The organism is Pseudomonas sp. 1121_17 (genome assembly GCF_052850745.1).
In genome coordinates this window covers 1-25,241 of record NZ_VXCX01000020.1, presented here as the reverse complement: position 1 = coordinate 25,241, position 25,241 = coordinate 1, and the positions used below count along the sequence as shown (strand labels likewise).

General features: G+C 62.3%; 23 protein-coding genes. 15 read left to right on the top strand and 8 right to left on the bottom strand.

Features of this window, described 5'->3' with window-relative positions; genetic code table 11:
• Window positions 1-610: 610 nt before the first annotated feature.
• From FW789_RS23640 to dksA, 5 genes are all read right to left on the bottom strand, one after another.
• On the bottom strand, window positions 611-2,062 hold the full coding sequence (locus FW789_RS23640; RefSeq protein WP_103438594.1) for a sigma-54-dependent transcriptional regulator: 1,452 nt from the start codon (window positions 2,060-2,062) through the stop codon (window positions 611-613).
• Window positions 2,063-2,066: 4 nt separating this feature from the next.
• Entirely contained in the window at window positions 2,067-5,042 is a 2,976-nt protein-coding gene (locus FW789_RS23635; RefSeq protein WP_181108647.1) for a sensor histidine kinase, read from the bottom strand.
• Entirely contained in the window at window positions 5,026-5,202 is a 177-nt protein-coding gene (locus FW789_RS23630; protein WP_003250005.1) for a hypothetical protein, read from the bottom strand. Before FW789_RS23630 ends, FW789_RS23635 begins: the two co-directional genes overlap by 17 nt.
• A 171-nt stretch (window positions 5,203-5,373) precedes the next feature.
• Window positions 5,374-6,261, bottom strand: a complete 888-nt coding sequence (gluQRS, locus tag FW789_RS23625) for a tRNA glutamyl-Q(34) synthetase GluQRS (RefSeq protein WP_340612705.1) — start codon at window positions 6,259-6,261, stop codon at window positions 5,374-5,376.
• A 64-nt stretch (window positions 6,262-6,325) separates the two neighbouring features.
• Window positions 6,326-6,772, bottom strand: coding sequence for an RNA polymerase-binding protein DksA (gene dksA / locus FW789_RS23620; RefSeq protein ID WP_101322139.1), 447 nt, complete (start codon window positions 6,770-6,772; stop codon window positions 6,326-6,328).
• A gap of 214 nt (window positions 6,773-6,986) precedes the next feature.
• On the opposite strand from dksA, the gene FW789_RS23615 reads away from it, so the two are divergent.
• Entirely contained in the window at window positions 6,987-8,159 is a 1,173-nt protein-coding gene (locus FW789_RS23615) for a pyridoxal phosphate-dependent aminotransferase (protein WP_186701264.1), read from the top strand.
• The gene (gene sfsA / locus FW789_RS23610; RefSeq protein ID WP_101322137.1) at window positions 8,159-8,872 is read left to right on the top strand and encodes a DNA/RNA nuclease SfsA; all 714 of its coding nucleotides are present in this window, start codon (window positions 8,159-8,161) and stop codon (window positions 8,870-8,872) included. Before FW789_RS23615 ends, sfsA begins: the two co-directional genes overlap by 1 nt.
• On the opposite strand, the gene FW789_RS23605 is transcribed toward sfsA, so the two are convergent.
• A complete protein-coding gene (locus FW789_RS23605; RefSeq protein WP_186701262.1) occupies window positions 8,862-9,179 on the bottom strand; it encodes a Rieske (2Fe-2S) protein in 318 nt (105 codons plus the stop codon). The genes sfsA and FW789_RS23605 overlap by 11 nt on opposite strands.
• A gap of 158 nt (window positions 9,180-9,337) precedes the next feature.
• Between FW789_RS23605 and FW789_RS23600 the strand changes: the two genes are divergently transcribed.
• Genes FW789_RS23600 through FW789_RS23585 form a run of 4 tightly spaced genes read left to right on the top strand, consistent with a single transcriptional unit; the run spans window position 9,338 to window position 12,928 of the window.
• Window positions 9,338-10,222, top strand: coding sequence for a heme/hemin ABC transporter substrate-binding protein (locus tag FW789_RS23600; RefSeq protein ID WP_411563170.1), 885 nt, complete (start codon window positions 9,338-9,340; stop codon window positions 10,220-10,222).
• 50 nt (window positions 10,223-10,272) lie between these two features.
• Window positions 10,273-11,256 carry a FecCD family ABC transporter permease gene (locus FW789_RS23595; RefSeq protein ID WP_181003857.1) on the top strand — a complete coding sequence of 328 codons (984 nt, stop codon included), beginning with the start codon at window positions 10,273-10,275 and terminating at the stop codon, window positions 11,254-11,256.
• On the top strand, window positions 11,253-12,023 hold the full coding sequence (locus FW789_RS23590) for a heme ABC transporter ATP-binding protein (protein ID WP_427116973.1): 771 nt from the start codon (window positions 11,253-11,255) through the stop codon (window positions 12,021-12,023). Before FW789_RS23595 ends, FW789_RS23590 begins: the two co-directional genes overlap by 4 nt.
• A gap of 11 nt (window positions 12,024-12,034) precedes the next feature.
• Window positions 12,035-12,928 carry a ChaN family lipoprotein gene (locus tag FW789_RS23585; protein WP_446432122.1) on the top strand — a complete coding sequence of 298 codons (894 nt, stop codon included), beginning with the start codon at window positions 12,035-12,037 and terminating at the stop codon, window positions 12,926-12,928.
• Between the two features lie 205 nt (window positions 12,929-13,133).
• Here the strand turns inward: FW789_RS23585 and FW789_RS23580 are convergent, their stop codons facing one another.
• Both FW789_RS23580 and FW789_RS23575 read right to left on the bottom strand, forming a co-directional pair.
• The gene (locus FW789_RS23580) at window positions 13,134-13,412 is read right to left on the bottom strand and encodes a TfoX/Sxy family protein (RefSeq protein ID WP_101322131.1); all 279 of its coding nucleotides are present in this window, start codon (window positions 13,410-13,412) and stop codon (window positions 13,134-13,136) included.
• Between the two features lie 154 nt (window positions 13,413-13,566).
• A complete protein-coding gene (locus FW789_RS23575) occupies window positions 13,567-15,129 on the bottom strand; it encodes a bifunctional aminoglycoside phosphotransferase/ATP-binding protein (protein WP_446432121.1) in 1,563 nt (520 codons plus the stop codon).
• Window positions 15,130-15,237: 108 nt separating this feature from the next.
• On the opposite strand from FW789_RS23575, the gene mrcB reads away from it, so the two are divergent.
• The 9 genes from mrcB to msrQ all read left to right on the top strand — a co-directional run bounded on the left by mrcB (window position 15,238) and on the right by msrQ (window position 25,100).
• Window positions 15,238-17,559, top strand: a complete 2,322-nt coding sequence (mrcB, locus tag FW789_RS23570) for a penicillin-binding protein 1B (RefSeq protein ID WP_186701259.1) — start codon at window positions 15,238-15,240, stop codon at window positions 17,557-17,559.
• Window positions 17,560-17,619: 60 nt separating this feature from the next.
• Window positions 17,620-18,375: a tetratricopeptide repeat protein gene (locus FW789_RS23565; protein WP_101322128.1), complete on the top strand. Its 756-nt coding sequence runs from the start codon at window positions 17,620-17,622 to the stop codon at window positions 18,373-18,375.
• Complete coding sequence (locus tag FW789_RS23560) at window positions 18,375-18,707, top strand: YqcC family protein (protein ID WP_103438583.1); 333 nt, start codon at window positions 18,375-18,377, stop codon at window positions 18,705-18,707. Before FW789_RS23565 ends, FW789_RS23560 begins: the two co-directional genes overlap by 1 nt.
• 407 nt (window positions 18,708-19,114) lie before the next feature.
• Complete coding sequence (locus tag FW789_RS23555; protein ID WP_446432120.1) at window positions 19,115-20,839, top strand: acetolactate synthase 3 large subunit; 1,725 nt, start codon at window positions 19,115-19,117, stop codon at window positions 20,837-20,839.
• Between the two features lies 1 nt (window position 20,840).
• The gene (gene ilvN / locus FW789_RS23550) at window positions 20,841-21,332 is read left to right on the top strand and encodes an acetolactate synthase small subunit (RefSeq protein ID WP_101322126.1); all 492 of its coding nucleotides are present in this window, start codon (window positions 20,841-20,843) and stop codon (window positions 21,330-21,332) included.
• 53 nt (window positions 21,333-21,385) lie between these two features.
• Window positions 21,386-22,402 carry a ketol-acid reductoisomerase gene (gene ilvC / locus FW789_RS23545; RefSeq protein ID WP_103438582.1) on the top strand — a complete coding sequence of 339 codons (1,017 nt, stop codon included), beginning with the start codon at window positions 21,386-21,388 and terminating at the stop codon, window positions 22,400-22,402.
• Between the two features lie 144 nt (window positions 22,403-22,546).
• Window positions 22,547-23,398: a CDP-diacylglycerol--serine O-phosphatidyltransferase gene (gene pssA / locus FW789_RS23540; protein WP_101322124.1), complete on the top strand. Its 852-nt coding sequence runs from the start codon at window positions 22,547-22,549 to the stop codon at window positions 23,396-23,398.
• A gap of 77 nt (window positions 23,399-23,475) precedes the next feature.
• Window positions 23,476-24,489 carry a protein-methionine-sulfoxide reductase catalytic subunit MsrP gene (msrP, locus tag FW789_RS23535; RefSeq protein ID WP_103438581.1) on the top strand — a complete coding sequence of 338 codons (1,014 nt, stop codon included), beginning with the start codon at window positions 23,476-23,478 and terminating at the stop codon, window positions 24,487-24,489.
• The gene (gene msrQ, locus FW789_RS23530) at window positions 24,489-25,100 is read left to right on the top strand and encodes a protein-methionine-sulfoxide reductase heme-binding subunit MsrQ (RefSeq protein ID WP_103438580.1); all 612 of its coding nucleotides are present in this window, start codon (window positions 24,489-24,491) and stop codon (window positions 25,098-25,100) included. Before msrP ends, msrQ begins: the two co-directional genes overlap by 1 nt.
• Window positions 25,101-25,241: the final 141 nt, after the last annotated feature.

The window sequence follows — 25,241 nt, the reverse complement described above, 5'->3', positions numbered from 1 at the left end:
CTAAGCTCCCCAAGAAGTCGTTGCGTGCTCTTATTGTTTTTCTGCTGGGCTTCTTGTTTTTGTTGAGTGCCCTGCCCACAAAGCGCGAAACTTGTGGACGACCCCCAAACCGGGGGTAAAGAGCAAACGGATTGCTTTGGCCGCTGAGGTGATGCTGATCTGTCGATCCAACCAGTGTAGGCGCTGCTTTAGTGCAGTTTTTGTTGTTCTCTGCCTGGTCGTGGGGCAAGCCCCAAACACAACTCCTCTCCAAAAGAATCAGTTAGCTGCGCCTCCGCCGTCTTGTTTTTATTGTGCGTGAGCCGTTTCGTCTTGTTCTTATTCTGAGTTGCAATGCTTGTTATTGTTCTTGTACCAGACATATAGCAGGTGCCGTGCCAACTTTTGAAAACCCCGTAAATACGGGGGTTTGCCGGGTTTTGCTCAGGTCGAGAGCGGAGCAAATGTAGAAATTTCGTTACCGTACGCCTCGGTAGCTGTTACGGCAGGCGGGGATGGGTAACAGATTTTTGCAGGTGCGCTGGGGTGTTACCTGCACAAACGCAAACGGGGCAAGCCCTCTGCCACGGTAACCCCGTGGTAGACGGCTTGCCCCGTTATTGGGCGCCGATCAGTTGTCGCTGGTGGCGTTGCTCTTGCGCCGTGGGATGCCCAGGCGCTGGCGCCGCTCCCACAGGCATTTACGGCTGACGCCAAGCTTGCGCGCCAGTTCGGTCTCGGTCATGTGGTCCTGATGCTCGAGCACGAAGTGCTGGAAGTAGTCTTCCAGCGACAGGTCCTCGGTCGGCTCGTGGCTGGCGTTACCGGCGCTGACGCTGCCCAGGGCGGACATGCCGCCGAGCAGGTCATCGTCGTCCAGGTCACTCAGCTCGATGTCGATGCCCAGCAGCTCGGCGGAAATTTCCGGGCTCTCGCTGAGGATCACCGAGCGCTCGACCGCGTTTTCCAACTCGCGCACGTTACCCGGCCAGCTGTAATGACGAATCGCCTGCTCGGCCTCGCTGGAGAAGTGCAGGTCATCGCGACCGATGCGTGCGCTCTGGCGGGCGAGGAAGGCGCTGGCGATTTCGTTGACGTCACTGCCGCGCTCGCGCAAGGCCGGCAGCTTGAGGGCGATCACGTGCAGGCGGTAATAAAGGTCTTCGCGGAACTGGCCGACCTTGGCCAGGTTCTTCAGGTCACGGTGGGTCGCGGCAATCAGGCGCACGTCGACCTTTTGCGATTGCACCGCGCCAACCCGGCGGATTTCGCCTTCCTGCAGCACGCGCAACAGGCGCGCCTGGGCTTCGAGTGGCAGCTCGCCGATTTCATCGAGGAACAGCGTGCCGCCGTCAGCTGCTTCGACCAAGCCGGCACGGCCGGCGCTGGCGCCGGTGAACGCGCCTTTTTCGTGGCCGAACAGTTCCGACTCGATCAAGGTTTCAGGGATGGCTGCGCAGTTGACCGAAATCATCGGCGCCTTGGCCCGTCGCGACAGATTGTGCAATGCGCGTGCGACCAGCTCTTTACCGGTACCCGACTCACCCTGGATCAATACATTGGAGTCGGTCGGTGCCACTTTGCGGATCTTGCTGTAGAGGTCCTGCATCGGCGCGCAGGTGCCAATGATGCCGATCTCGCCATTGGCAGCATTGTGGCTGCCCTTGTCGGCAACAGCCGGTTTGCCGTTGCTGCGCGGCTCGAGGCTGCTGGTGGCGGCTGCGGGGGCGTTCTGGCGATCACGCAGAATGCGCGCAACTGCCTGCAGCATCTCGTCGTGATCGAACGGCTTGGCGATGTAGTCCACCGCGCCCATTTTCATCGAGTCGACCGCCGAGCGCAGGCTGGCGTAGCTGGTCATGATCAGCACCGGGGTGCCCTGGCCAAGCTTGATCAGCTCGGTACCAGGGGCGCCAGGCAGGCGCAGGTCGCTGACGATCAGGTCAAATGTGGCAATGCTGAAGCGTTCCTGGGCTTCCTGCACCGAGCCCGCTTCGCTGACCTGGTACTGGTTGCGTTCAAGCAGACGACGCAAGGCCGAGCGGATGATGGTTTCGTCTTCGACGATCAGAATATGCGGCATTGATTCAATTCTCTCGACGGTCGCGAATTTCAGGGGACGTCGCTACGACATGCCGGGGCAGGGTCACGCGGATCCGGGTGCCACGCTGCCGTTCGATATCGGCGGGGCTGTCGATGGTGATTTGCCCATAATGCTCTTCCACGATGGAATAGACCAGTGCAAGCCCCAGTCCGGTTCCCTCGCCAGGGTCCTTGGTGGTGAAGAACGGTTCGAACAAGCGGTCCATGATGTTTTTCGGAATACCGCTGCCTTCGTCCTCGACCACCAGGTCGACGGTGTGCTCGCTGACTTCGCTACGCACGCGCACGGCACTGCCGGCGGGCGAGGCATCACGGGCGTTGGACAGCAGGTTGATGAGCACTTGGGCGAGGCGCTGCGGGTCACCCACGGCCCAGTGATCCGGGTCGCACAGGTTGAAGAACTGCACCTCGAAATTGCGCCGGTTGAGGGCCAGCAGGCCGATCGCGTCCTGGGCGACTTCAGCCAGGCATACCGGCTCTTCGTTGTTCTGATGGCTGCCGCCGGCATGGGCGAAGCTCATCAATGACTGGACGATGCGCGAGACGCGTTTGGTCTGCTCGATGATTTGGCTGGACAGCTCGGTGATTTCGCCATCGTCCTCACGCTCTTCGCGCAGGTTCTGCGCCAGGCAGGCGATGCCGGTGATCGGGTTGCCGATCTCGTGGGCGACCCCGGCGGCGAGGCGGCCAATACTGGCCAGGCGCTCGGAATGCACCAGCTTGTCTTCCAGCGCCTGCGTATCGGTGAGGTCCTCGACCAGCAGTACCAGGCCGCTGTTGCCCGGTGCCAAAGGCTCGTCGATGGCGGCTTTGTGCAGGTTGAGCCAGCGGGTCTGGCCGTCGAGGCCCAGGCGCTGCTTGTGCAGGTGCTCGTCGGGCAGGTCGATAAAGCCCTGCAGCAGCCCGCGCCAGGGCTCGGCGATGGTGACCAGGCGCGAGCCGACCACGTGCTTGGCGGCAATCCCGGTCAGCTCTTCCATGGCCTTGTTCCACATGAGGATCTCTTGATCCTTGGCCAGCGAGCAGACACCCATGGGCAGCTCCTGCAAGGTCTGGCGGTGGTAACGGCGCAGCGCATCGAGCTCGGCGGCCAGGCCGGTCAGGCGCGAGTGGTAATCCTCAAGACGGCTTTCGATGAAGTGGATATCTTCGGTTACGTAATTTTCGTTGCCGGATTTGTATGGCAAGAAGGTTTCGACCATGTCCTGGGCAACGCTTGGGCCCATCAGGCCGGACAGGTTGGCCTCGATGCGATCGCGCAGACGGCGCAGGGCGTAGGGGCGACGTTCGTCGAACGGCAGGTACAAGTCGCGCAGGGCTTGCTCGACTTCTTTTTGCGCGGCCTTGGCGCCCAGCGGTTTGGCCAGCTGGGTGGCGAACTCCTGCGGCGAAGCGGCGTGCAGTTCACGCCGCTGTGGCCGGCGCACGTTGTCGACTGCACAGGCTTCAGCGGCGCTGACTTCTTCACTGCTGGCGTTGGTGAACAGCGAGATCAGGGTAAACAGCAGGACGTTGGCGGCCAGCGACGCAATCGCCGCCATGTGCCAGCTGGTGTCGTCGAGCACATAGATCATGTCCAGCAGCGGAATATAGAAGCCCTGCAGGTTGCCCAGCAGCGGCAACAGCATGGTCACCATCCATACCAGCATGCCTGCCAGCAGACCGGCGATGAAGCCACGGCGGTTGGCGGTCGGCCAGTACAGCACCGAAAGCACGCCGGGGAGGAACTGCAAGGTGGCGACAAAGGCAACGATGCCGAGGTTGGCCAGACTCTGGTGGTTATTCTGGGTCAGATAGAAGACGAAGCCGGCGGTGATGATGGCGACGATCAGCGCGCGCCGGGTCCACTTCAGCCAGCGATAGATATTGCCTTCGGCCGGTGGCTGATACAGCGGTAGTACCAGGTGGTTGAGGGCCATGCCCGACAGCGCCAGGGTGGTGACGATGATCAGCCCGCTGGAAGCCGACAAACCGCCGACGTAAGCCAGCAGTGCCAGTGCTTCATTATTGGCGGCAATGCCCAGGCCGAGAGTGAAATACTCGGGGTTGGTGCTCGCGCCCAGGCGCAGCCCTGCCCACAGGATCAGCGGCACGGCCAGGCTCATCAGCAGCAGGAACAACGGCAGGCCCCAGCTGGCGCTGACCAGCGCGCGCGGGCTGAGGTTTTCGGTAAAGGCCATGTGGTACATGTGCGGCATGACGATCGCCGAGGCGAAGAACACCAGCAGCAACGTGCGCCACGGGCCTTCCTGCAGTGGCGTGTGCAGCGCGGCGAGGGCGGTCTGGTTTTGCAGCAGCCACACCTCCAGGCCGTGTGGGCCGCCAAACACACCATACAGCGCATACAGGCCGACCCCGCCCAGGGCGATCAGCTTGATCACCGACTCGAAGGCGATGGCGAACACCAGCCCTTCGTGTTTCTCGCGGGTGGCGATATGGCGCGAGCCGAAGAAGATGGTGAACAGGGTGATCAGCGCACAAAAGGCGAACGCGACCCGGGCCTTGACCGGTTCGCCGGTGAGGATGTTGATCGAGTCGGCCACCGCCTGGATCTGCAGGGCCAGCAGCGGCAGCACACCAATCAACATAAAGATGGTGGTCAACGCGCCGGCCCAGGTGCTGCGAAAGCGAAACGCGAGCAGGTCGGCCAGGGATGACAACTGGTAGGTGCGGGTGATCTTCAGGATCGGATACAGCAGCACCGGCGCCAGCAGAAACGCCCCCGACACGCCCAGGTAACAGGCAAGAAAGCCGTAGCCATACTGATAGGCCAGGCCGACCGAGCCATAGAAGGCCCAGGCGCTGGCATAGACGCCCAGCGACAAGGTATAGGTCAGCGGGTGACGAATGACCGAACGCGGGATCAGTCCGCGCTCGCTGATCCAGGCCACGCCGAACAGTACCAGCAGGTACCCGGCGCTGATCAGGATCATCTGGGTCAGGCTAAAGCTCATCGGCATCTCGTTGGCTCTGCAGGATGAAGGTGACGACGATCAGGATCAGCCACAGCAGGTACGGGCGGTACCAGGCGCCGGTGGGCTCGATCCACCAGTCCATGATGGCCGGCGAGAACAGGTAGATCCCGACCACCAGCAGCAGGACCAAGCGATAGATGTACATGCGGGCCTCGATGAGTGGGCGCTGCGGATTTGCACTTATTATTGGCGCAAATCGGCGCCAACGGCCGGGCCGATGCTAGCGGGATTCTACGGCTGTGGGCAAGAAATTGAATTTGCTCGATTTTTACCGCGCGCCAAGGGCTGCAGCGAGCCCACGGCGCGGGACCGGCAACTAGCGCAGATCAGCCTCGGCCAGGGTCAGCTGGCGGGCGATGGCCTCAGGGCGCCAACGCTGGCGCGCGATCTGCAGTACCTCAGCCGGGCTGGCCTGCTCAAGCGCAGGCTCGCTCGCTTGGCCCAGTGCACGCAGCGCGCGCAGGAGGAGAGGGGTGGCCTGCTCAGGTGCCAGCGGTGGCGAGCGGTACGATTTACCCAGCTTGTGCCCGTCGGGCTGGATCAGCAACGGGATGTGCAGGTAGCGCGGCTGGGAAAACCCCAGTAGTTCTTGCAGGTACAGCTGACGCGGGGTGTTGTCGAGTAAGTCGGCGCCGCGCACGATATCGGTAACACCTTGCCAGGCATCGTCCAGCACCACCGCCAGCTGGTAGGCGTACAAACCATCGCGGCGTTGAATGATGAAGTCGCCGACTTCGCGGCCCAGGTGCTGGGCGAACGGCCCTTGCACACGGTCATCGAAGCGATAGCTCAGCTCCGGCACGCGCAAGCGGATCGCCGCGCCCTCGCGGGCGTGACCGGCGTTGCGGCAAGTGCCAGGGTAGATGCCGTTGCTGCCCTCCAGTTGCTTGCGCGAGCAGGTGCAGGCGTAAGCCAGCCCCTGACGGAACAGGTGCTCGACCACGTCGGCATAGGCAGCATGGCGCTGGCTCTGGTACACCACCTGGCCGTCCCAGTGCAGGCCGTAGCCTTCGAGGGTGCGCAGGATTGCATCGCGGGCGCCGGGCATCTCGCGCGGCGGGTCGGTGTCTTCCATGCGCAGCAGCCAGCGGCCATTGACGGCGCGGGCGTCCAGCCACGAGGCCAGGGCGGCCACCAGCGAGCCGAAGTGCAGGAAACCACTGGGGGTAGGGGCGAAGCGCCCGACGTAGGGGGAGGCAGTCATGGTTTACGTCATCTTCACAATGAAAAACGGGGCGCCTGAGCGCCCCGTTCGATGAAAAGCACGATCAGGCTTTGCCGACCTGCTTTTCTTTCTTCTCTGCCACTTCCTTGCAATCGAAGCACAGGTCGGCGGTAGGGCGAGCTTCCAGACGGCGCAGGCCGATCTCGATGCCACAGGCTTCGCACCAGCCGTATTCCTCGTCGACAATCAATTGCAGGGTCTTGTCGATCTTCTTGATCAGCTTGCGCTCGCGATCGCGGGCGCGCAGTTCAAGGGCGAACTCTTCCTCTTGCGAGGCACGGTCCGCTGGGTCGGCGAAGTTGGCCGCCTCTTCTTTCATATGGTCAACGGTCTTGTCGACGCCGATCATCAACTCCTGCTTCCAGGCACTCAGGATCTTGGTGAAGTGCTTGCGCATGGGTTCACCCATGTACTCTTCACCCTTGCTCTCCTGGTAGGGCTCAACCCCATAAAGGTTCTGACTGGCTTTTTGCTTTTCTAGGGTGGACATGAATAGACCGCCTCTCACTCATCTGATCCAATGCGCAGGATGCTCCATCTCCGGCGACCGCCGGCCCTGCGACTGCGAGCCGCCGAACTTACCAGATAGATCGGGGGTGCGCTACCCCGGCCGATCTCACTGTTGACAGCGGCCCGCGCTACGCGTTCAGTGGCATGTTGACGCTTGATTCACCAGTCTAGATGCATTTCATAGAAGGCCCACAATGGCTCAGTCCTACAGTGCGCGCAGCCGCGCCATCGAACCTTTTCATGTCATGGCCCTGTTGGCCCGCGCCAACGAGCTGCAGGCCGCCGGCCATGACGTGATCCATCTGGAAATCGGCGAGCCGGATTTCACCACCGCCGCGCCGATCGTGGCTGCCGGCCAGGCTGCGCTGGCGGCGGGGCATACCCGTTACACCGCCGCGCGCGGGCTACCCGCACTGCGCGAAGCGATTTCTGCCTTTTATGGCAAGCGCTACGGGCTGGACATCGACCCGCAGCGGATCCTGATCACACCTGGCGGCTCGGGCGCGCTGCTGTTGGCCAGCAGCTTGCTGGTCGACCCCGGCAAACACTGGCTGCTGGCTGACCCGGGCTACCCGTGCAATCGGCATTTCCTGCGGCTGGTCGAGGGCGCGGCGCAGTTGGTGCCGGTCGGGCCAGAGGTCAATTATCAGCTGACCGCCGAGTTGGTCGCGCAGCACTGGAACCAGGACAGCGTCGGTGCGTTGGTGGCATCGCCGGCCAACCCCACCGGTACCGTGCTCGACCGCGATGAACTGGCCGGCCTGGCGCAAGCGATACGCGCCCGTGATGGCCATCTGGTGGTGGACGAGATCTATCACGGCCTGACCTACGGTATGGATGCGCCGAGTGTGCTCGAAGTGGCCGATGACGCCTTTGTGCTGAACAGTTTTTCCAAATATTTCGGCATGACCGGCTGGCGCCTGGGCTGGCTGGTCGCGCCGCCGCAGGCGGTGGCCGATCTGGAGAAGCTTGCGCAAAACCTCTACATCAGCGCCCCAAGCATGGCCCAGCACGCCGCGCTGGCCTGTTTCGAGGATGACACCCTGGCCATTCTCGAACAGCGCCGTGGCGAATTTGCCAAGCGCCGCGACTATTTGCTGCCGGCGTTGCGCAACCTTGGCTTCGGCATCGCCGTCGAGCCGCAAGGCGCCTTCTATCTATATGCCGACATCAGCAAGTTCGGTGGCGACGCATTCGCCTTCTGCCGGCACTTCCTCGAAACCGAGCATCTGGCGTTTACTCCGGGCCTGGACTTCGGCCGCCATCAGGCTGGGCACCATGTGCGCTTCGCCTATACCCAGAGCTTGCCGCGGCTGGCACAGGCGGTTGAGCGGTTGGCCCGCGGCCTGCGTAGTTGGCAAGGCTGATGGCGCAGTTTCCTCAACTGGAGCAGGGCCGCCTGCTGCGCCGCTACAAGCGCTTTCTGGCCGATATCGAACTGGCCAACGGCGAACTGCTGACCATTCACTGCCCCAATACCGGTTCGATGCTCAACTGCATGCGCGAAGGCGGGCAGGTCTGGTTCAGTCGCTCCAACGACCCCAAGCGCAAGCTGCCCGGCACCTGGGAAATCAGCGAGACGCCACAGGGCCGGCTGGCCTGCATCAATACCGGGCGGGCCAACGCACTGGTTGAAGAGGCTTTGCACGCCGGGGTGATCAGCGAGCTGGCCGGGTTTACCGCACTCAAGCGCGAGGTGGCCTATGGCAGCGAGCGCAGCCGGATTGATTTTCGTCTGGAGTTTGCCAGTGGGCCTGCCTATGTCGAGGTCAAGAGTGTCACCCTCGGCTACCCGGACAGCGCGGTGGCGGCGTTTCCCGATGCCGTCACCCAGCGCGGTGCCAAGCATCTGCGCGAGCTGGCGGCACTGGCCCGACAGGGGATCCGTGCGGTGCAGCTGTATTGCGTCAATCTCAGCGGGATCGAAGCGGTGCGGCCTGCCGAAGAAATCGATGCCGCCTACGCCACGGCGTTGCGCGCAGCTGTTGCCGAAGGCGTCGAGGTGATCGCCTACGGCACCTGCCTGGATGCCCAGCAGATTCGCATCGACCGCCCGCTGCCGGTGTTGCTCACGCGCTGAGCCAGATGCCTTGGCTGTCTTCATGGCAGGCCAGGGCCTGCAACTGCTCGCCCTCGCACGGGCCGGCCACGCACTCGCCACTCTCGATCAGAAACAGCGCCCCATGCTGGGCGCAGTGGATCAGGCTGGCGCTGGCATCCAGAAACGTGTCGTCTGCCCAGTTCAATGGGATGCCCTTGTGCGGGCAGCGGTTGCGATAGACAAACACCTGGCCGTGGCGACGCACGGCAAACAGCGCCTGGCCTGCTAGGTTGAATGCACGGCTGTGGCCTTCAGCAAGTTGCTCGGAAGCACATAGAAGCTGCATCGCGGGAAATCGTCCTGCGGTAAAAGGTTGGCACAAGGCAGCGCTTGACGCTCAATGAGAATAATTATCAAACTGTGCGCTGCTGCGTTGGCCGACTATGGTGCGCAGTTCTGTCGTGTGCCACAAGGCGCACGGCCTGTCTTCTGCAAAGGAATCCGCTGATGCGCCGTCCCGCTGCTCTGCTTGCCCTGTGCGCTGCACTTGTTATGTCCACTCAGGCGGCGGCTGCCGAACTACCGCAGCGCTGGGTCAGTGCCGGCGGTGCCTTGAGTGAGTGGATCAGCGCGCTGGGTGGTGAGCAGCGGCTGGTCGGCGTCGATACTACTAGCCAACACCCCGATGCACTGACTGCGCTGCCGAGTATCGGCTATCAGCGCCAGTTGTCGGCCGAGGGCATCCTCAGCCTGCGTCCTGATCTGCTGGTCGGCACTGATGAAATGGGCCCGCCGCCGGTGCTGGCGCAGATTCGCCAGGCCGGGGTGCGGGTGGAGGTGTTCTCGAGCAAGGCCGAGCTGGCGGCGCTGGGTGCCAACCTCGAGAAACTGGGCCGCCTGCTTGGAGAAGAAGGGCGCGCCGGGCTGCTGGCGGGTCAGTTCCATCATGAGCTGAATGCCGTGCAGACCAAGCTCAAACAGGCTCAGGCCGCACAGAAAGCACCCGGCGTACTGTTGTTGGTCGGCCATGCTGGCGCCAAACCGTTAATCGCCGGCGCGGGCACGGCGGGGGATTGGCTGCTGGGCCAGGCCGGTGGGCGCAATCTGGCTGTGCATCAGGGCTACAAGAACTTCTCGGTCGAGGCGCTGGCAGCACTCGACCCAGACGTCATAGTGATTGCCGACCGCAGCTTGAGCGGCGAGCAGGCGGTGCAGGCGCTGCTCAAGGAAAATCCAGGCCTGGCCAGCTCGCGCGCGGTGCGCGAGAAGCGCCTGGTGTCGCTGGACCCAACCTTGCTGGTGGGCGGTCTCGGCCCACGACTGCCGGCGACCCTGCAACAGCTGGCCGGTGAGTTTTATCCACAGGCCAAAGCCAGCTTCGCCCCATGAAACAGAGGGTTCAGCCGCGCACCTTGTTCATCGGCCTGAGCCTGCTCTGCCTGCTCGCGGTATGGCTGTCGCTGGCGCTGGGACCGGTCAGCCTGCCATTGCTGGATACCCTGCGCGCCGGCTTGCGCCTGCTCGGCGTGCCGATTGCCGCTGATGGGCTGGAGCAGGCCGAGCTGATCCTGGGGCAGATCCGCCTGCCGCGGACCTTGCTCGGGCTGGCGGTGGGCGCCGTGCTGGCGTTGTCCGGGGTGGCCATGCAAGGCCTGTTTCGCAACCCGCTGGCAGACCCGGGGCTGGTCGGTGTGGCCAGCGGTGCTGCGCTCGGTGCCGCCATTGCGATTGTCGGTGGCAGCTGGCTGGGCGGTATCCCGGAGTGGTTTGCGCCCTATCTGCTGTCGGTGTGTGCCTTTGCCGGTGGCCTTGGAGTCACCGCGCTGGTCTATCGACTGGGCCGGCGTGACGGCCAAACCAACGTAGCTACCATGTTGCTGGCCGGCATCGCGCTGACGGCCCTGGCCGGCTCGGCTGTGGGCTTGTTCACCTACCTGGCCGATGACGCCACCCTGCGCACCTTGACCTTCTGGAACCTGGGCAGCCTCAACGGCGCCAGCTATGCCCGGCTGTGGCCGTTGCTGGTGGTAACCCTCGCCGTGGCGCTGTGGCTGCCGCGGCGGGCGCAGGCACTGAATGCCTTGCTGTTGGGCGAGTCGGAGGCGCGGCATCTGGGCGTCGAGGTCGAGTCGCTGAAGCGCGAGCTGGTGTTCTGCACAGCCTTGGCCGTAGGCGCAGCAGTGGCCGCCGCCGGCCTGATCGGCTTTATCGGGCTGGTGGTGCCGCACTTGGTGCGGCTGCTGGCCGGGCCTGACCACCGGGTGCTGCTGCCCGCTTCATTGCTTGCAGGCGGCTCGCTGCTACTGTTCGCTGACCTGGTCGCACGGCTGGCGCTGGCGCCCGCCGAGCTGCCGATCGGCATCGTCACTGCGTTCATTGGGGCGCCGTTCTTTTTGCTGTTGCTGCTCAAGGGGCGCCACTGATGCTCGAAGCCAAAGGCCTGCACTTGCAGCGTGGTAGCACCGAAGTGCTGCACGATATAAGCCTGAGCCTGAAGCCTGGGCAGATCCTTGGTGTACTGGGCCCCAATGGCGCTGGCAAGAGCAGCCTGCTCGGTGCGCTGTGCGGTGAACTGATCCCCAGCCAGGGCCAGGTGCGCCTTGGCGGGCGGAGCCTGGCCGAATGGGCCGGGCAGGCGCGGGCACGGCAATTGGCGGTGCTGCCGCAGGTGTCCAGCCTTGGCTTTGCCTTTCGCGTTGAAGAAGTGGTCGGTCTTGGCCGCTTGCCCCATGCCAGCGGCCAGCAGCGTGACCGCGAGATCATCGAAGCTGCGCTGCACGCCGCAGATGCCCAGCACCTGCTTGAGCGCAGTTACCTGGCGTTGTCGGGCGGTGAGCGCCAGCGGGTGCATCTGGCGCGGGTGCTGGCGCAATTATGGCCAGGCGAGGCGGGGGCGACGCTGCTGCTCGATGAACCCACCTCGATGCTCGACCCGCTGCACCAGCACACCACCTTGCAGGCCGTGCGCAGCTTTGCCGATCGCGGCGCGGCGGTCCTGGTAATCCTGCATGACCTGAACCTGGCCGCGCGCTACTGTGACCAGCTGATGCTGCTCGAGCACGGCTGTTGCCACGCCCTGGCCAGCCCCCGCGAGGTCCTGACGCCAGAGGCGCTGAAGGCGGTGTTCGGCATCGATGTGCTGGTGCAGGATCATCCTGAACGCGGCCACCCGCTGATCATCATGCGCTAAGGAGCTTGCCCATGATCTGTCGCCTGTTGTTGCTTGGTTTGCTGGTTGTATTTGGCGGCTGTCAGGCGCGACAGGCCAGCCTGCCGCCGCTGCCCGTCTGGCAAGCCAGCGAGGGCCGCACCAGTGCGCAACTGGGGCAGATTCGCGAACTCGCCAGTGGCCGCCTGCTCAGCCCTGAGCAACTGCTGGATGAGTTGGTGGAGGCGCCGCGGGTGCTGGTTGGAGAGAAGCACGACCACCCTGATCACCACGCGCTGCAGCTGTGGCTGCTAAAGGCGCTGCAGGCGCGCCGAGCGCAAGGCAGCCTGCTGTTGGAAATGCTCCAGCCCGAGCAGCAGGCGCGGGTCGACGCGGTGGCTGGCGCCGCGCAACTGCCGGCCGACCTGGCCCAAGCCCTGGCCTGGCAGGACGGCTGGGACTGGGCGCTGTACGGCCCGATCGTGCGCCAGGCGTTGCAGCAGTCGACCCCGCTGCTGGCGGCCAATCTGTCCACCAGCGAAATGCGCCAGGCCTATCGGCAGCCTGCTGCGCTGAGTGGCCAGCGCTCGAGTGCGCCTGCAGTCAAAGCCGAACTGCTCAAGCAAGTGCGTGAGGGGCACTGCGGGCTGCTGCCTGAAAGCCAGTTGCCGGCAATGCTCGCGGTGCAGCAGCAACGCGACCGGAGCATTGCCGAGCGGTTGCTGGCGGCAGCGCAACCGGCGTTGCTGTTCGCCGGCAGTGCCCACGTGCGCAGCGACCTCGGCGTGCCGCTGCATTTGGCTGATCTCGGCGCCAAGGGCGCGAGCAAAGTCTTGTTGCTGGCCGAAGTCGGCAGCGAAGTGCAGCCGGGCATGGCCGACTATGTCTGGTTTACGGCGGCGCTGCCAGAGCAGGACTACTGCGCGCAGTTGCGCAGCCAGCACTGATCATCCGCGGCCTGCGGCGGCGTTTGAGCCCGAATCGCAGGCAAAAAAAGACCCGGCAAAAAGCCGGGTCAATAACCGTGATTAGCCTGATGAGGAGATAATCTGAGAGTCCGAACCAAGGTCTTTCAAATTACCCAACCAGTCTCGCGACCAGTTGTGATAATCATAACGATTCTCATTTCTACGTCAATCCCTTCGCTGCAATTTATTTAAGATTTTTCTGCAGCGTGCATTTTGCGTCCAGTTGTTGATTGAGAGCTTCCTTGCGTTCGGCCGGCAAATCATTCCAATGCATGTCGAGCAACGCCCCCTCGATTGCATACAGCAGAACCTTGGACGCGCGAAAGCCTCTGCTCTTCACTGCCTGATAAGCGCCGACCGCGCCGAGCCTGCGCAAGTCGGATGCACTGTGGATGCCGACCGCATGCAACCACTGCGCAGAGGTCTTGCCGAGGTTTTTCAGGTGCTGCAACTCATCGTTCATCGAGCCTCCTTGCGATGGCTGAACGGGGGCATATCGAAAATCGTGAGCAGGTCAGACAGGAGTGTAGCGGGGGTTGGCGAATTCGCCCGCAAAGCCCGCCGTGCGCGGCGGGCAGGGCAGCACAGGGCAATTGCTGCCCCGCGCTTTGAGGATGTTACAGGCCGGGCAGGCGCTGACGAATCTGCTCGATCACGGCGTCCATGGCGGCGCCCTGCTGGGTGTCGACGCGGGTGCTGTCGCGCAGCTCCTGATCGTCCAGCGGATCGCGACTGGCCTGCTGGGCCTTGACCACTTCGAGGGTTGCATCGGACGGGTCGAGCTGCTCGGCCTGACGCTGTGCCAGCCAGCTCTCGATGACTGCATCCGGCGCGTGGCAATCGAGGATCAGCAATGGCACGCCGGTTTGGTTGGCGACGCTGGCGGCGGCCTGGCGCTGTTCGCGCTTGAGGTAGGTGGCGTCGAGCACCACCGGGAAGCCCGCGCGCAGAATCACGTCGGCCAGTTGATGCAGACGCTGATAGGTAGCGGCACTGGCATCTTCGGCATAAATGCCGCCTTGCAGTTGGCCGGCAGCCTGAGCCAGTTGTTCACCGAACAGGCGCTTGCGCTCGACATCTGAGCGCACGCGGATTGCCCCCAGTGCTTCGACCAGGCGCATCGACACGTGGCTTTTGCCCACTGCCGAAACGCCATGGGTGATCGCCAGCAGGCGTGAAGGGATGGCGCTGTAGCTTTCCGCCAGGTTGGCGTAGTTGCGGTAGGTGCGCAGGGTGGTGGCGCGCTGCACGCCATCGGCGTCGGCCGGCATGCTGAACAGGGCGACCTTGGCCCGCACCAGGGCGCGGTAGGCCTTGTAGAAGTTGAGCAGCTCCAGGCCCTGGTAGTCGCCGGTCAGTTCCAGGTACTGGCTGACGAAGCGCCGCGCCAGACACTTCAGGCCACGATCTTCCAGGTCCATGGCGAGGAAGCCGGTGTCGGCCCAGACATCGGTCATGCGGAATGGCTCGTTGAACTCGATGCAGTCGAAGATCACCACCTTGCCGTCGATCACCGTGGCGTTGCCCAGGTGGATGTCACCGTGGCATTCGCGGATAAAACCGTCACGCTTGCGCGCCTCGAACAGGCCGTGCAGGCGGTCGAAGCTGCTGCGGGCCCAGGCTTGCAGGTTGTCCAGTTGTTGCAGGTCGGACTTGTCGCTGAGGAACGGGCGAATCTGTTCGAAGTTCTGCTCGACCGGGGCCATCACGCTGTCCGGGGTGCCGAATGGCTGCTCGGTGGCGACCTTTGGCGTCTGCTGATGGAACTCGGCAATCTGCCGCGCCATCTGGTCGATGTGGCTGGCGGTCAGTTCACCGTTGGCCTGCAGCGTGCTGAGCAGGTTGCTCTGTGGGAATTGGCGCATGCGCAGGGCGAACTCGATCGGTGCACCTTCGCCGCCCAGTTGCGGCGCCTCGGCGCTGCCGGTGATCGGCAGCACGTCCAGGTACAGGTCGTCGGTCAGGCGCTGGTTCAGGCGCAGTTCTTCGTTACAAAAGTGTTCACGCTGGTCGAGGCCGGTGAAGTCGAGAAAGCCGAAGTTCATCGGTTTCTTGATCTTGTAGGCGTACTCACCGGTGAGCAGGACCCAAGAGATGTGCGTCTCGATAAGCTGGAAGCCGCTGACCGGGTGCGGGTAAAGGGTGGGGTTCTGCAGGGCACTGATGAGGGCTTGGCTCACGGGCAATCCTTCCGGGATAAGGGAATTCGAATGCGCCATTATGGTCAATGGTGCCGTCCCTGCATACCGCCGGGCCTGCCTTGACTAAAGTGCGTATAATCCGCCGCCATGACTCGATCCCGAAATTCCCGTACTGCGCAAAAACGCTCGCCTGGTCGCTCACGCGTCTGGCTGGGCTGGACTCTCAAGCTGAGCCTGGTCGGCCTGGTGCTGCTCGCCGGGTTTGCTATCTACCTCGATGCCATCGTCCAGGAGAAGTTCTCCGGCAAGCGCTGGACCATCCCGGCCAAGGTGTATGCCCGGCCGCTGGAACTGTTCGTCGGCCAGAAGCTGAGCAAGGACGACTTCCTCACCGAACTCGACGCCCTTGGCTACCGCCGTGAAAGCGCTGCCAATGGCCCAGGCGCGGCGTCGGTCAACGGCAACAATGTGGACCTCAACACCCGCGGCTTCCAATTCTATGAAGGCCTGGAACCTGCGCAGTTCGTGCGTGTGCGCTTCTCGGGCGATTATGTGGCGGGCATGACCGGCGCCAATGGCGGCAAGCTCGATGTGGTCCGGCTCGAGCCGCTGATGATTGGCGGCATCTACCCGAAAAACCTCGAAGATCGCATCCTGATCAAGATCGATCAGGTGCCTCCGTACCTGCTGGAAACCCTGGTTGCCACCGAAGACCGCGACTTCTACAGCCATTTTGGTGTGTCACCCAAGGGCATCGCCCGGGCGATCTGGGTCAACACTTCATCCGGCGCCATGCGCCAGGGCGGTAGTACCCTGACTCAACAGCTGGTGAAAAACTTCTACCTGACCAGCGAGCGCAGCCTGACCCGCAAGCTGACCGAAGCGATGATGGCCGTATTGCTCGAAATGCATTACGACAAGCGCGAGATTCTCGAGGCCTACCTCAACGAGGTCTTTGTCGGTCAGGATGGCCAACGTGCCGTGCATGGCTTCGGTCTGGCCAGCCAGTTCTTCTTCAGCCAGCCACTGCAAGAGCTCAAGCTGCACCAGATCGCCTTGCTGGTCGGCATGGTCAAGGGCCCGTCCTACTACAACCCGCGGCGCTCGCCGGAGCGTGCGCTGGTGCGCCGTAACCTGGTCCTCGACCTGTTGGCCGAGCAGGGCGTGGCCAGCCAGGAAGTAGTCGACGCAGCGAAGAAAATGCCACTGGGCGTGACCAAGCGCGGCAGCCTCGCCGATAGCTCGTTCCCGGCCTTCCTTGATCTGGTCAAGCGTCAGCTGCGCCAGGACTACCGTGACGAAGACTTGACCGAAGAAGGCCTGCGCATCTTCACCAGCTTCGACCCGATCCTGCAGATGAAGGCCGAGACTGCCATGAGCGAGACGTTCAAGCGTCTGGCCGGGCGCAAGGGCTCGGATGCGGTCGAGTCGGCGATGGTCGTGACCAATCCGGAGACCGGCGAAGTCCAGGCCTTGATCGGCAGCCGCCAGTCCGGCTTTGCCGGCTTCAACCGCGCCATCGATGCAGTGCGCCCAATCGGCTCGCTGGTGAAGCCGGCGGTGTACCTCAGTGCACTGGAGAAACCGAGCAAGTACACCCTGACCAGTTGGCTGCAAGACGAGCCGTTCTCGGTCAAGGGGGCGGATGGTCAAGTCTGGCGCCCACAGAACTACGACCGCCGTGCGCATGGCACTATCTACCTGTATCAAGGCCTGGCCAACTCGTACAACCTGTCGACCGCCAAGCTAGGCCTGGAAGTCGGCGTGCCGAACGTACTCAAGACGATCGGTCGGCTCGGTGTCAATGTCGACTGGCCGGCGTTCCCGTCGATGTTGCTCGGCGCTGGCGGGATGTCGCCGATGCAGGTCGCGACCATGTACCAAACCATCGCCAACGGTGGCTTCAACACGCCGATGCGCGGCATTCGCAGTGTGCTCACCGCCGAAGGCGAGCCGCTCAAGCGCTACCCGTTCCAGATCCAGCAGAGCTTCGACCCAGGTGCCATTTATCTGGTCCAGAACGCCATGCAGCGGGTCATGCGTGAAGGTACCGGGCGTTCGGTCTACAGTGTCCTGCCAAGCTCGCTGACGCTAGCCGGCAAGACCGGCACCAGTAACGATTCGCGCGACAGCTGGTTCTCCGGTTTCAGCCAGGATCTGCTGGCGGTGGTCTGGCTCGGCCGCGACGACAACGGCAAGACACCGTTCACTGGCGCCACCGGTGCGTTGCAGGTGTGGACCAGCTTCATGCGCAAGGCCGACCCGTTGCCACTGGACATGCCGCAGCCGGACAACATCGTCCAGGCCTGGATCGACCCGTACAGCGGGCAGGGCTCGGACAGCAGCTGTCCGGGAGCAGTGCAGATGCCGTATATTCGCGGCAGCGAACCGGCCGCTGGCGCTGCCTGCGGTGGTGAACAGCAACCGGCCGACTCGGTCATGGACTGGGTCAAGGGTTGGATGAATTGAGCACTGCGGGCCTGCGGGGATGACCCACTGGCCCGTAGCCGCATTTAGAGAGGGTGATAAGTGAACAAGTGGTGGCTTCCTGCCTTGACCGCGCTGGCCATGCTTCATGGCTGCGCCAGCGTTCCACGCGGCAACATTCCGGTGGTCGACTCGAGCACCCGGGTATCCAACAGCGAGCGGGTCACCGCCAACCAGCGCACGCCGGTTACCGCCAATGGCACCAGCCAGGCGCAGTCGCTGCCTGAGGACTCCGGCGTGACCGTGATGATCCCGCAAGGCGCCGGTGCTTCGTCGATCCAGACCTTCCCGGCTGGCAACGCGGCGCCGATCAGCAGCGCGCCGATCGATACCACGCCGATTACCACCAACCCCAACCCGATTGCCGACGAGCCGTTCGACATCGCCTCGATGAACAGCACCCCGGCGGCGACCAGTGCGCCTACCGGTATCCCGCGCAGCGCGCCAGCTGGCGGCCTGTCGGCTGACGAGCAGCTCGATGGGCCGGTGCTGGCGCTGTTGACCACGGCCCAGCAGCAACAAGGCGGTGGCGACCTCAATGGCGCTTCGTCGAGCCTTGAGCGCGCCCAGCGCATTGCCCCGCGCGAGCCGCAGGTGCTGTTCCGCCTGGCCCAGGTGCGCCTGGCCCAGGGTGATTCGGCCCAGGCCGAGCAACTCGCACGCCGCGCGCTGACCTACGCCAATGGTCGCCCAAGCTTACAAGCGGAGCTGTGGAACACCATTGCCCAGGCCCGTGAGAAGCAGGGTGACAGCGCCGGTGCCGCACTGGCTCGGCAGAAAGCCCGGGTCAATCTGTAATGGTCGAGCAACGCATTCTCGACATCGCCGACCATTTGCTGCTGATCGAGCACGAGTTGCGCAGTCAGGGCTGGTGGAGCGAGCAGGCACCCAGTGCCGAAGCGCTGGCCAGTGTCACGCCGTTTGCGGTCGATGTGCTGAGCTTTGAGCAGTGGCTGCAGTGGATTTTCCTGCCACGCATGGCGTTCATCCTCGAACACGCCCAGCCGCTGCCGAACGCCTCGGGCATTCTGGTCATGGCTGAAACGGTGTTCAGTGATCGCCCGGAGCAAAGTCGCGAGCTGCGCCGACTATTGGCTGAATTTGACCAATTGATCGGTACATCCGCCTGATTTCTGCTCTTTTTCAGACTAGAGCCGCAGATTGCGGCTCTTTTTTTGGTTTTTGTTTGGTTTTCTGCTGCTGTGAACTGTATTCGTGGTGGAACAAATTCATCTCGAGGAAAAATTGGCAATAATTTTTCTTGACATAACCTCGGCGAATCACAAGAATCAGGTTCCGCTTTAGAGGGACTGCCAGAAGCAGACCCGCTAAGCAGATCATGAGGCGCATACCCGCGCCGACTTGTAACACCCCGCAACGCGTTACCTCGCGCTGGGTGGGAAAACCCCGCAACACTCTGGGGCGCTCCCAATACTTGCTCAGTCAGTGCTGACGTTCGCTCGTGCTCTGCTTGGCAGTAAACCTATTAAGACCCGTCCATCAGGGACGGTATTCTGGCGTTTTAGAGGTGAACAACGTGGAGCTTTTATCTGGCGCTGAGATGGTCGTCCGCTTCTTGCGTGACGAAGGCGTTAAGCACATCTACGGGTACCCTGGCGGTGCTCTCCTTCATGTATACGACGCGCTGTTCAAAGAGCCGGAAGTCGAGCACATCCTGGTTCGTCACGAGCAGGCTGCAACCCATATGGCTGACGGCTATGCCCGTGCCACCGGCAAGGCTGGCGTAGTGCTGGTGACTTCCGGCCCGGGTGCAACCAATGCCATCACCGGTATTGCCACCGCGTACATGGATTCGATTCCGATGGTGATCCTGTCGGGCCAGGTGCCTAGCACCATGGTCGGCACCGACGCCTTCCAGGAAACCGACATGATCGGTATTTCCCGGCCGATCGTGAAGCACAGCTTCATGATCAAGCATGCCTCGGAAATCCCCGAAGTCATGAAAAAGGCCTTCTATCTGGCGCAATCCGGTCGTCCTGGCCCGGTCGTGGTCGACATTCCAAAAGATATGACCAACCCGGCCGAGAAGTTCGAGTACGTCTATCCGAAGAAGGTCAAGCTGCGTTCCTACAGCCCGGCCGTACGTGGTCACTCGGGGCAGATCCGCAAGGCAGCCGAGATGATCCTCGCCGCCAAGCGTCCGATCGTCTACTCCGGGGGTGGTGTGATCCTCGGTGGTGGTTCCGAGACCCTGACCGAGATCGCCAAGTCGCTGAACCTGCCGGTCACCAACACCCTGATGGGCTTGGGTGGCTTCCCCGGTACCGACCGCCAGTTCCTCGGCATGCTCGGTATGCATGGCAGCTTCACCGCCAACCAGGCGATGCACCATGCCGACGTGATCCTGGCTGTCGGCGCGCGTTTCGATGACCGTGTGATCAACGGCCCGGCCAAGTTCTGCCCGAATGCCAAGATCATCCACATCGACATCGATCCGGCGTCCATCTCGAAAACGATCAAGGCCGACGTGCCGATCGTAGGTCCAGTCGACAGCGTGCTCAGCGAGATGCTGGCGATCTTCAAGGAAATCGGTCAGCAGCCTGAAAAGGCCGCGCTGGATGCCTGGTGGAAGCAGATCGAGGAATGGCGTGGCGACCGCGGCCTGTTCCCTTACGACAAGGGCGACGGCAGCGTGATCAAACCGCAGACCGTGATCGAAACCCTGTGTGAAGTGACCAATGGCGATGCTTACATCACCTCCGATGTTGGCCAGCACCAGATGTTCGCTTCGCAGTACTACCGCTTCAACAAGCCGAACCGCTGGATCAACTCCGGTGGCCTGGGCACCATGGGCTTCGGCTTCCCGGCGGCGATGGGCGTCAAGCTCAACTTCCCCGACCAGGACGTGGCCTGTGTGACCGGCGAAGGCAGCATCCAGATGAACATCCAGGAGCTGTCTACCTGCATGCAGTACGGCCTGCCGGTGAAGATCGTCAACATGAACAACGGTGTGCTGGGCATGGTTCGCCAGTGGCAGGACATGGCCTACAACGGCCGTCACTCGCATTCGTATGTCGAGTCGCTGCCGGACTTCGTCAAACTGGTCGAGGCTTATGGCCACGTCGGTATCCGCATCACCAGCCTCAAGGACCTCAAGCCCAAGCTGGAAGAAGCGTTCGCCATGAAAGACCGGCTGGTGTTCATCGATATCGCGATTGACCGCACCGAGCACGTCTACCCGATGCAGATCAAAGACGGCTCGATGCGCGACATGTGGCTGAGCAAGACGGAGCGTACCTGATATGCGGCACATTATTTCCCTGCTGCTGGAAAACGAACCCGGTGCCTTGTCTCGCGTGGTCGGCCTGTTTTCCCAACGCAACTACAACATTGAAAGCCTGACCGTGGCGCCGACCGAGGACCCAACCCTCTCGCGCCTGACCCTGACTACCGTTGGTCATGACGAGGTGATCGAGCAGATCACCAAGAACCTGAACAAGCTGGTAGAAGTGGTGAAGCTGGTCGACCTGTCGGAGAGCGCGCACATCGAGCGCGAATTGATGCTGGTCAAGGTCAAGGCAACCGGCGCCCAGCGCGCCGAGATCAAACGCACCACGGATATTTTCCGTGGGCAGATCGTCGACGTCACCGCCAGTGTGTATACCGTGCAACTGAGCGGCACCAGCGACAAGCTGGATAGCTTCATCCAGGCGATCGGCACTGCATCGATTCTCGAAACCGTGCGCAGCGGCGTTACCGGCATTGCCCGTGGCGACAAAGTGCTCAGCGTCTAACTTAAACAAATAGCGATGGCTCCGCAGGGGCCGAGATCTAACAGGGGTATTTCATGAAAGTTTTCTACGACAAAGACTGCGACCTTTCCATCATCCAAGGTAAGAAAGTCGCCATCATCGGCTACGGTTCGCAAGGCCACGCTCAGGCGTGCAACCTGAAAGACTCCGGTGTAGACGTAACTGTCGGTCTGCGTAAAGGCTCGGCTACCGTTGCCAAGGCAGAAGCTCACGGCCTGAAAGTGGCTGACGTGGCTTCGGCTGTTGCTGCTGCCGACCTGGTCATGATCCTGACCCCGGACGAATTCCAGGGCACTCTGTACAAGAACGAAATCGAGCCGAACATCAAGAAAGGCGCCACCCTGGCCTTCTCCCATGGCTTCGCGATCCACTACAACCAGGTCGTGCCACGTGCTGACCTCGACGTGATCATGATCGCGCCGAAGGCCCCAGGCCACACCGTGCGTTCCGAGTTCGTCAAAGGCGGCGGCATCCCTGACCTGATCGCTATCTACCAGGACGCTTCGGGCAACGCCAAGAACGTTGCTCTGTCGTACGCTGCAGGCGTCGGCGGCGGCCGTACCGGCATCATCGAAACCACCTTCAAGGACGAGACTGAAACCGACCTGTTCGGCGAGCAGGCTGTTCTGTGTGGCGGTACCGTCGAGCTGGTCAAAGCCGGTTTCGAAACCCTGGTTGAAGCTGGCTACGCGCCAGAAATGGCCTACTTCGAGTGCCTGCACGAACTGAAACTGATCGTTGACCTCATGTACGAAGGCGGTATCGCCAACATGAACTACTCGATCTCCAACAACGCCGAATACGGTGAGTACGTGACTGGCCCTGAGGTCATCAACGCCGAATCGCGTCAGGCCATGCGCAACGCTCTGAAGCGCATCCAGGACGGCGAATACGCCAAGATGTTCATCTCCGAAGGTGCTACCAACTACCCATCGATGACCGCCAAGCGTCGTAACAACGCCGCCCACGGTATCGAAGTGATCGGTGAGCAGCTGCGTTCCATGATGCCTTGGATCTCGGCCAACAAAATCGTCGACAAGACCAAGAACTGAGTCTTTGCGATGACATGAAAAACGCGGCTTAGGCCGCGTTTTTTCGTTTAAGCGGCGCGCTTCTGGTATAAAGCGACCAGTGGCTTGCCGTCAGTTTGTGCTTCGCAAGCCTGTATCGAACATTTTCCAATCAAGGTAATTTTCATGAGCGAACGTCCCGAAGAGCCGAACACGCCCTCCGACGCCGAAAGCCTGCTACCTGTAGATGAGCACGTTGAAGAAGGGCATGACGCCGAAGGGCGCAAGGTCCGCCACCGCGGTATCTACCTGCTGCCCAACCTGTTCACCACGGCTAACCTGTTCGCCGGCTTCTACTCGATCATCAGCTCGATCAGTGCGCAGAGCGCCATGAGCGCAGGTGACCCGCGCGAGGCGAGCAAGTACTTCGCCTTTGCCGCTATCGCCATTTTCGTGGCCATGGTGCTCGACGGCCTGGATGGCCGGGTAGCACGCATGACCAACACCCAGAGCGCATTCGGCGCCGAGTACGACTCGCTGTCGGACATGGTCGCCTTCGGCGTGGCGCCGGCGCTGCTGGCATTCGGCTGGGCACTGGGTGACATGGGCAAGGTCGGCTGGATGGTTGCTTTCATCTATGTCGCTGGTGCTGCCCTGCGTCTGGCACGCTTCAACACCCAGGTCGGCACTGCTGACAAACGTTACTTCATCGGCCTGGCCAGCCCGGCTGCGGCAGGCGTGGTGGCCGGTACCGTATGGGCCTTCAGCGATTTCGGCATTCAGGGCTCGAAGCTGTCGTTCCTGGTGGCGCTGCTGGTGGCGGCTGCGGGCATGCTGATGGTCAGCAACGTCAAGTACAACAGCTTCAAGGAACTCGACCTGCGCGGGCGGGTGCCGTTCGTGGCGATCCTTGCAGTGGTGCTGGTGTTTGCCGTGGTATTCAGCGATCCGCCGCGCATTCTGCTGTTGATCTTCCTCGGTTATGCCGTGTCGGGCCCGGTGCAGTATCTGCTGCGGGTACGTCGGCAAAAAAACTGAAGTTGATTTAATGACGGAATAACCTTCCGGCTCCATAGTCTTACGGGTACATCAGTTGCCCGCACTGTGGAGCCGTTATGCTCATCAAGATCGCTCGTCCATCCGACTGCAAAGCGTCGGATATCACCCCTGAAGGTATCTACCTTTCTCGACGTACCATGCTCGGTGCTTCCCTGGCGGGTGCCGCCGTGGCCGCATTGCCTGGCGTTGCGCTTGGCGCCGAGCCTTCGCGCTACGCCGATGTCGAACCTGGCGCCGCGCCGGGCTGGTTCAAGGACAAGCTCGGCGCGACCCGGTGGGGCGCGGTGACGGTCGAGAACGAGGCGATCACGCCGTTCAAAGACGCCACCCACTACAACAACTTCTATGAATTCGGCACCGACAAGGGTGATCCAGCCGCGAATGCCGGCAGCCTGAAAACCGAGCCGTGGAGCCTGGTGGTGGATGGCGAGGTGGCCAAGCCAGGGCGCTATGCGCTGGAAGACTTCGTCAAACCCTATCAGCTGGAAGAGCGCATCTATCGGCTGCGCTGCGTCGAGGCCTGGTCGATGGTGATCCCGTGGTTGGGCTTTAGCCTGGCGCAGGTGCTCAAGCAGGTCGAGCCAACTTCGAAGGCGCGCTACCTGCGTTTCGAAACCCTGCAGGACCCAAAGGTAATGCCCGGCCAGCGCTCATCGTTTGCCTTGATCGACTGGCCCTACGTGGAAGGCCTGCGCCTGGACGAGGCGATGAACCCATTGGCGATTCTTGCGGTGGGCATGTATGGACGTGAACTGCCTAACCAGAATGGTGCGCCACTGCGGCTGATCGTGCCGTGGAAGTACGGCTTCAAAAGCATCAAGTCGATCGTGCGCATCAGCCTGGTCGCGGAGCAGCCGCAAACTACCTGGGAGCGCCTGGCGCCGACCGAGTATGGCTTCTATGCCAACGTCAACCCGACGGTCGATCATCCGCGCTGGACTCAGGCCCGTGAGCGGCGGCTGCCGAGTGGCCTGTTCAGCCCGAACGTGCGCGACACCCTGATGTTCAACGGCTATGGCGATGAAGTAGCGTCGTTGTACAGCGACCTTGATCTGCGGAAGAACTACTGATGCGCTATCCCTGGTTGCGCCTGGGCATCTTTGTGCTGGGCTGCCTGTTCCCCAGCTGGTGGCTGTATCAGGCGGCGACCAACCAGCTCGGCCCGGACCTGGGCAAGATCATCATGGACCGGTTGGGCCTGGGGGCGCTGATCTTCCTTTTGATCACCTTGAGCATGACGCCACTGCAGCGGCTTACGGGCTGGTCGGGGTGGATCGTGATCCGCCGGCAACTGGGGCTGTGGAGCTTTGCTTATATAGTGCTGCACATGATCACCTACATGGTGTTCATCCTCGGCCTGGACTGGGGGCAGTTCGGCGTTGAGTTGCGCAAGCGGCCATACATTATTGTCGGTGCGCTGGCCTTCCTCGGCTTGCTGGCCTTGGCGCTGACTTCCAATCGTTACAGTCAGCGGCGCCTGGGTGCGCGTTGGAAGAAGCTGCACAAGCTGGTGTACGTGATTCTTGGGCTGGGTTTGCTGCATTTCCTGTGGATCGTGCGGTCGGACCTTAAAGAGTGGGCGATCTACGCCTCGATCGGCGCACTGCTGTTACTGCTGCGGGTTCCGCTGGTGGCGCGGCGCGTTCCGCGGTTGATCGGCAGGCGGGGCAGGGCGGTGTGAGAGGCTTATTCCAGTGATATTGCACAAAGCTGAAATTAACGGTTGACGGGGTTTCATATGCGCTTATAATGCGCCCCACTTCCAGCGTAGTTGGAGCGGAAAACTCCTTGAGTTTCAAAGAGTTAGAAGTTTCAGCGGTGC

Bases quoted from the DNA above. Each gene is read 5' to 3' on its own strand.
- sfsA (WP_101322137.1), top strand. From the start codon at position 8,159: ATGGCGCAGTTTCCTCAACTGGAGCAGGGCCGCCTGCTGCGCCGCTAC.
- msrP (WP_103438581.1), top strand. From the start codon at position 23,476: ATGCTCATCAAGATCGCTCGTCCATCCGACTGCAAAGCGTCGGATATC.
- FW789_RS23615 (WP_186701264.1), top strand. From the start codon at position 6,987: ATGGCTCAGTCCTACAGTGCGCGCAGCCGCGCCATCGAACCTTTTCAT.
- FW789_RS23605 (WP_186701262.1), bottom strand. From the start codon at position 9,179: ATGCAGCTTCTATGTGCTTCCGAGCAACTTGCTGAAGGCCACAGCCGT.
- FW789_RS23580 (WP_101322131.1), bottom strand. From the start codon at position 13,412: ATGAACGATGAGTTGCAGCACCTGAAAAACCTCGGCAAGACCTCTGCG.
- FW789_RS23585 (WP_446432122.1), top strand. From the start codon at position 12,035: ATGATCTGTCGCCTGTTGTTGCTTGGTTTGCTGGTTGTATTTGGCGGC.
- ilvN (WP_101322126.1), top strand. From the start codon at position 20,841: ATGCGGCACATTATTTCCCTGCTGCTGGAAAACGAACCCGGTGCCTTG.
- FW789_RS23560 (WP_103438583.1), top strand. From the start codon at position 18,375: ATGGTCGAGCAACGCATTCTCGACATCGCCGACCATTTGCTGCTGATC.
- FW789_RS23640 (WP_103438594.1), bottom strand. From the start codon at position 2,062: ATGCCGCATATTCTGATCGTCGAAGACGAAACCATCATCCGCTCGGCC.
- FW789_RS23630 (WP_003250005.1), bottom strand. From the start codon at position 5,202: ATGTACATCTATCGCTTGGTCCTGCTGCTGGTGGTCGGGATCTACCTG.
- msrQ (WP_103438580.1), top strand. From the start codon at position 24,489: ATGCGCTATCCCTGGTTGCGCCTGGGCATCTTTGTGCTGGGCTGCCTG.
- FW789_RS23635 (WP_181108647.1), bottom strand. From the start codon at position 5,042: ATGCCGATGAGCTTTAGCCTGACCCAGATGATCCTGATCAGCGCCGGG.
- pssA (WP_101322124.1), top strand. From the start codon at position 22,547: ATGAGCGAACGTCCCGAAGAGCCGAACACGCCCTCCGACGCCGAAAGC.
- gluQRS (WP_340612705.1), bottom strand. From the start codon at position 6,261: ATGACTGCCTCCCCCTACGTCGGGCGCTTCGCCCCTACCCCCAGTGGT.
- dksA (WP_101322139.1), bottom strand. From the start codon at position 6,772: ATGTCCACCCTAGAAAAGCAAAAAGCCAGTCAGAACCTTTATGGGGTT.
- mrcB (WP_186701259.1), top strand. From the start codon at position 15,238: ATGACTCGATCCCGAAATTCCCGTACTGCGCAAAAACGCTCGCCTGGT.
- ilvC (WP_103438582.1), top strand. From the start codon at position 21,386: ATGAAAGTTTTCTACGACAAAGACTGCGACCTTTCCATCATCCAAGGT.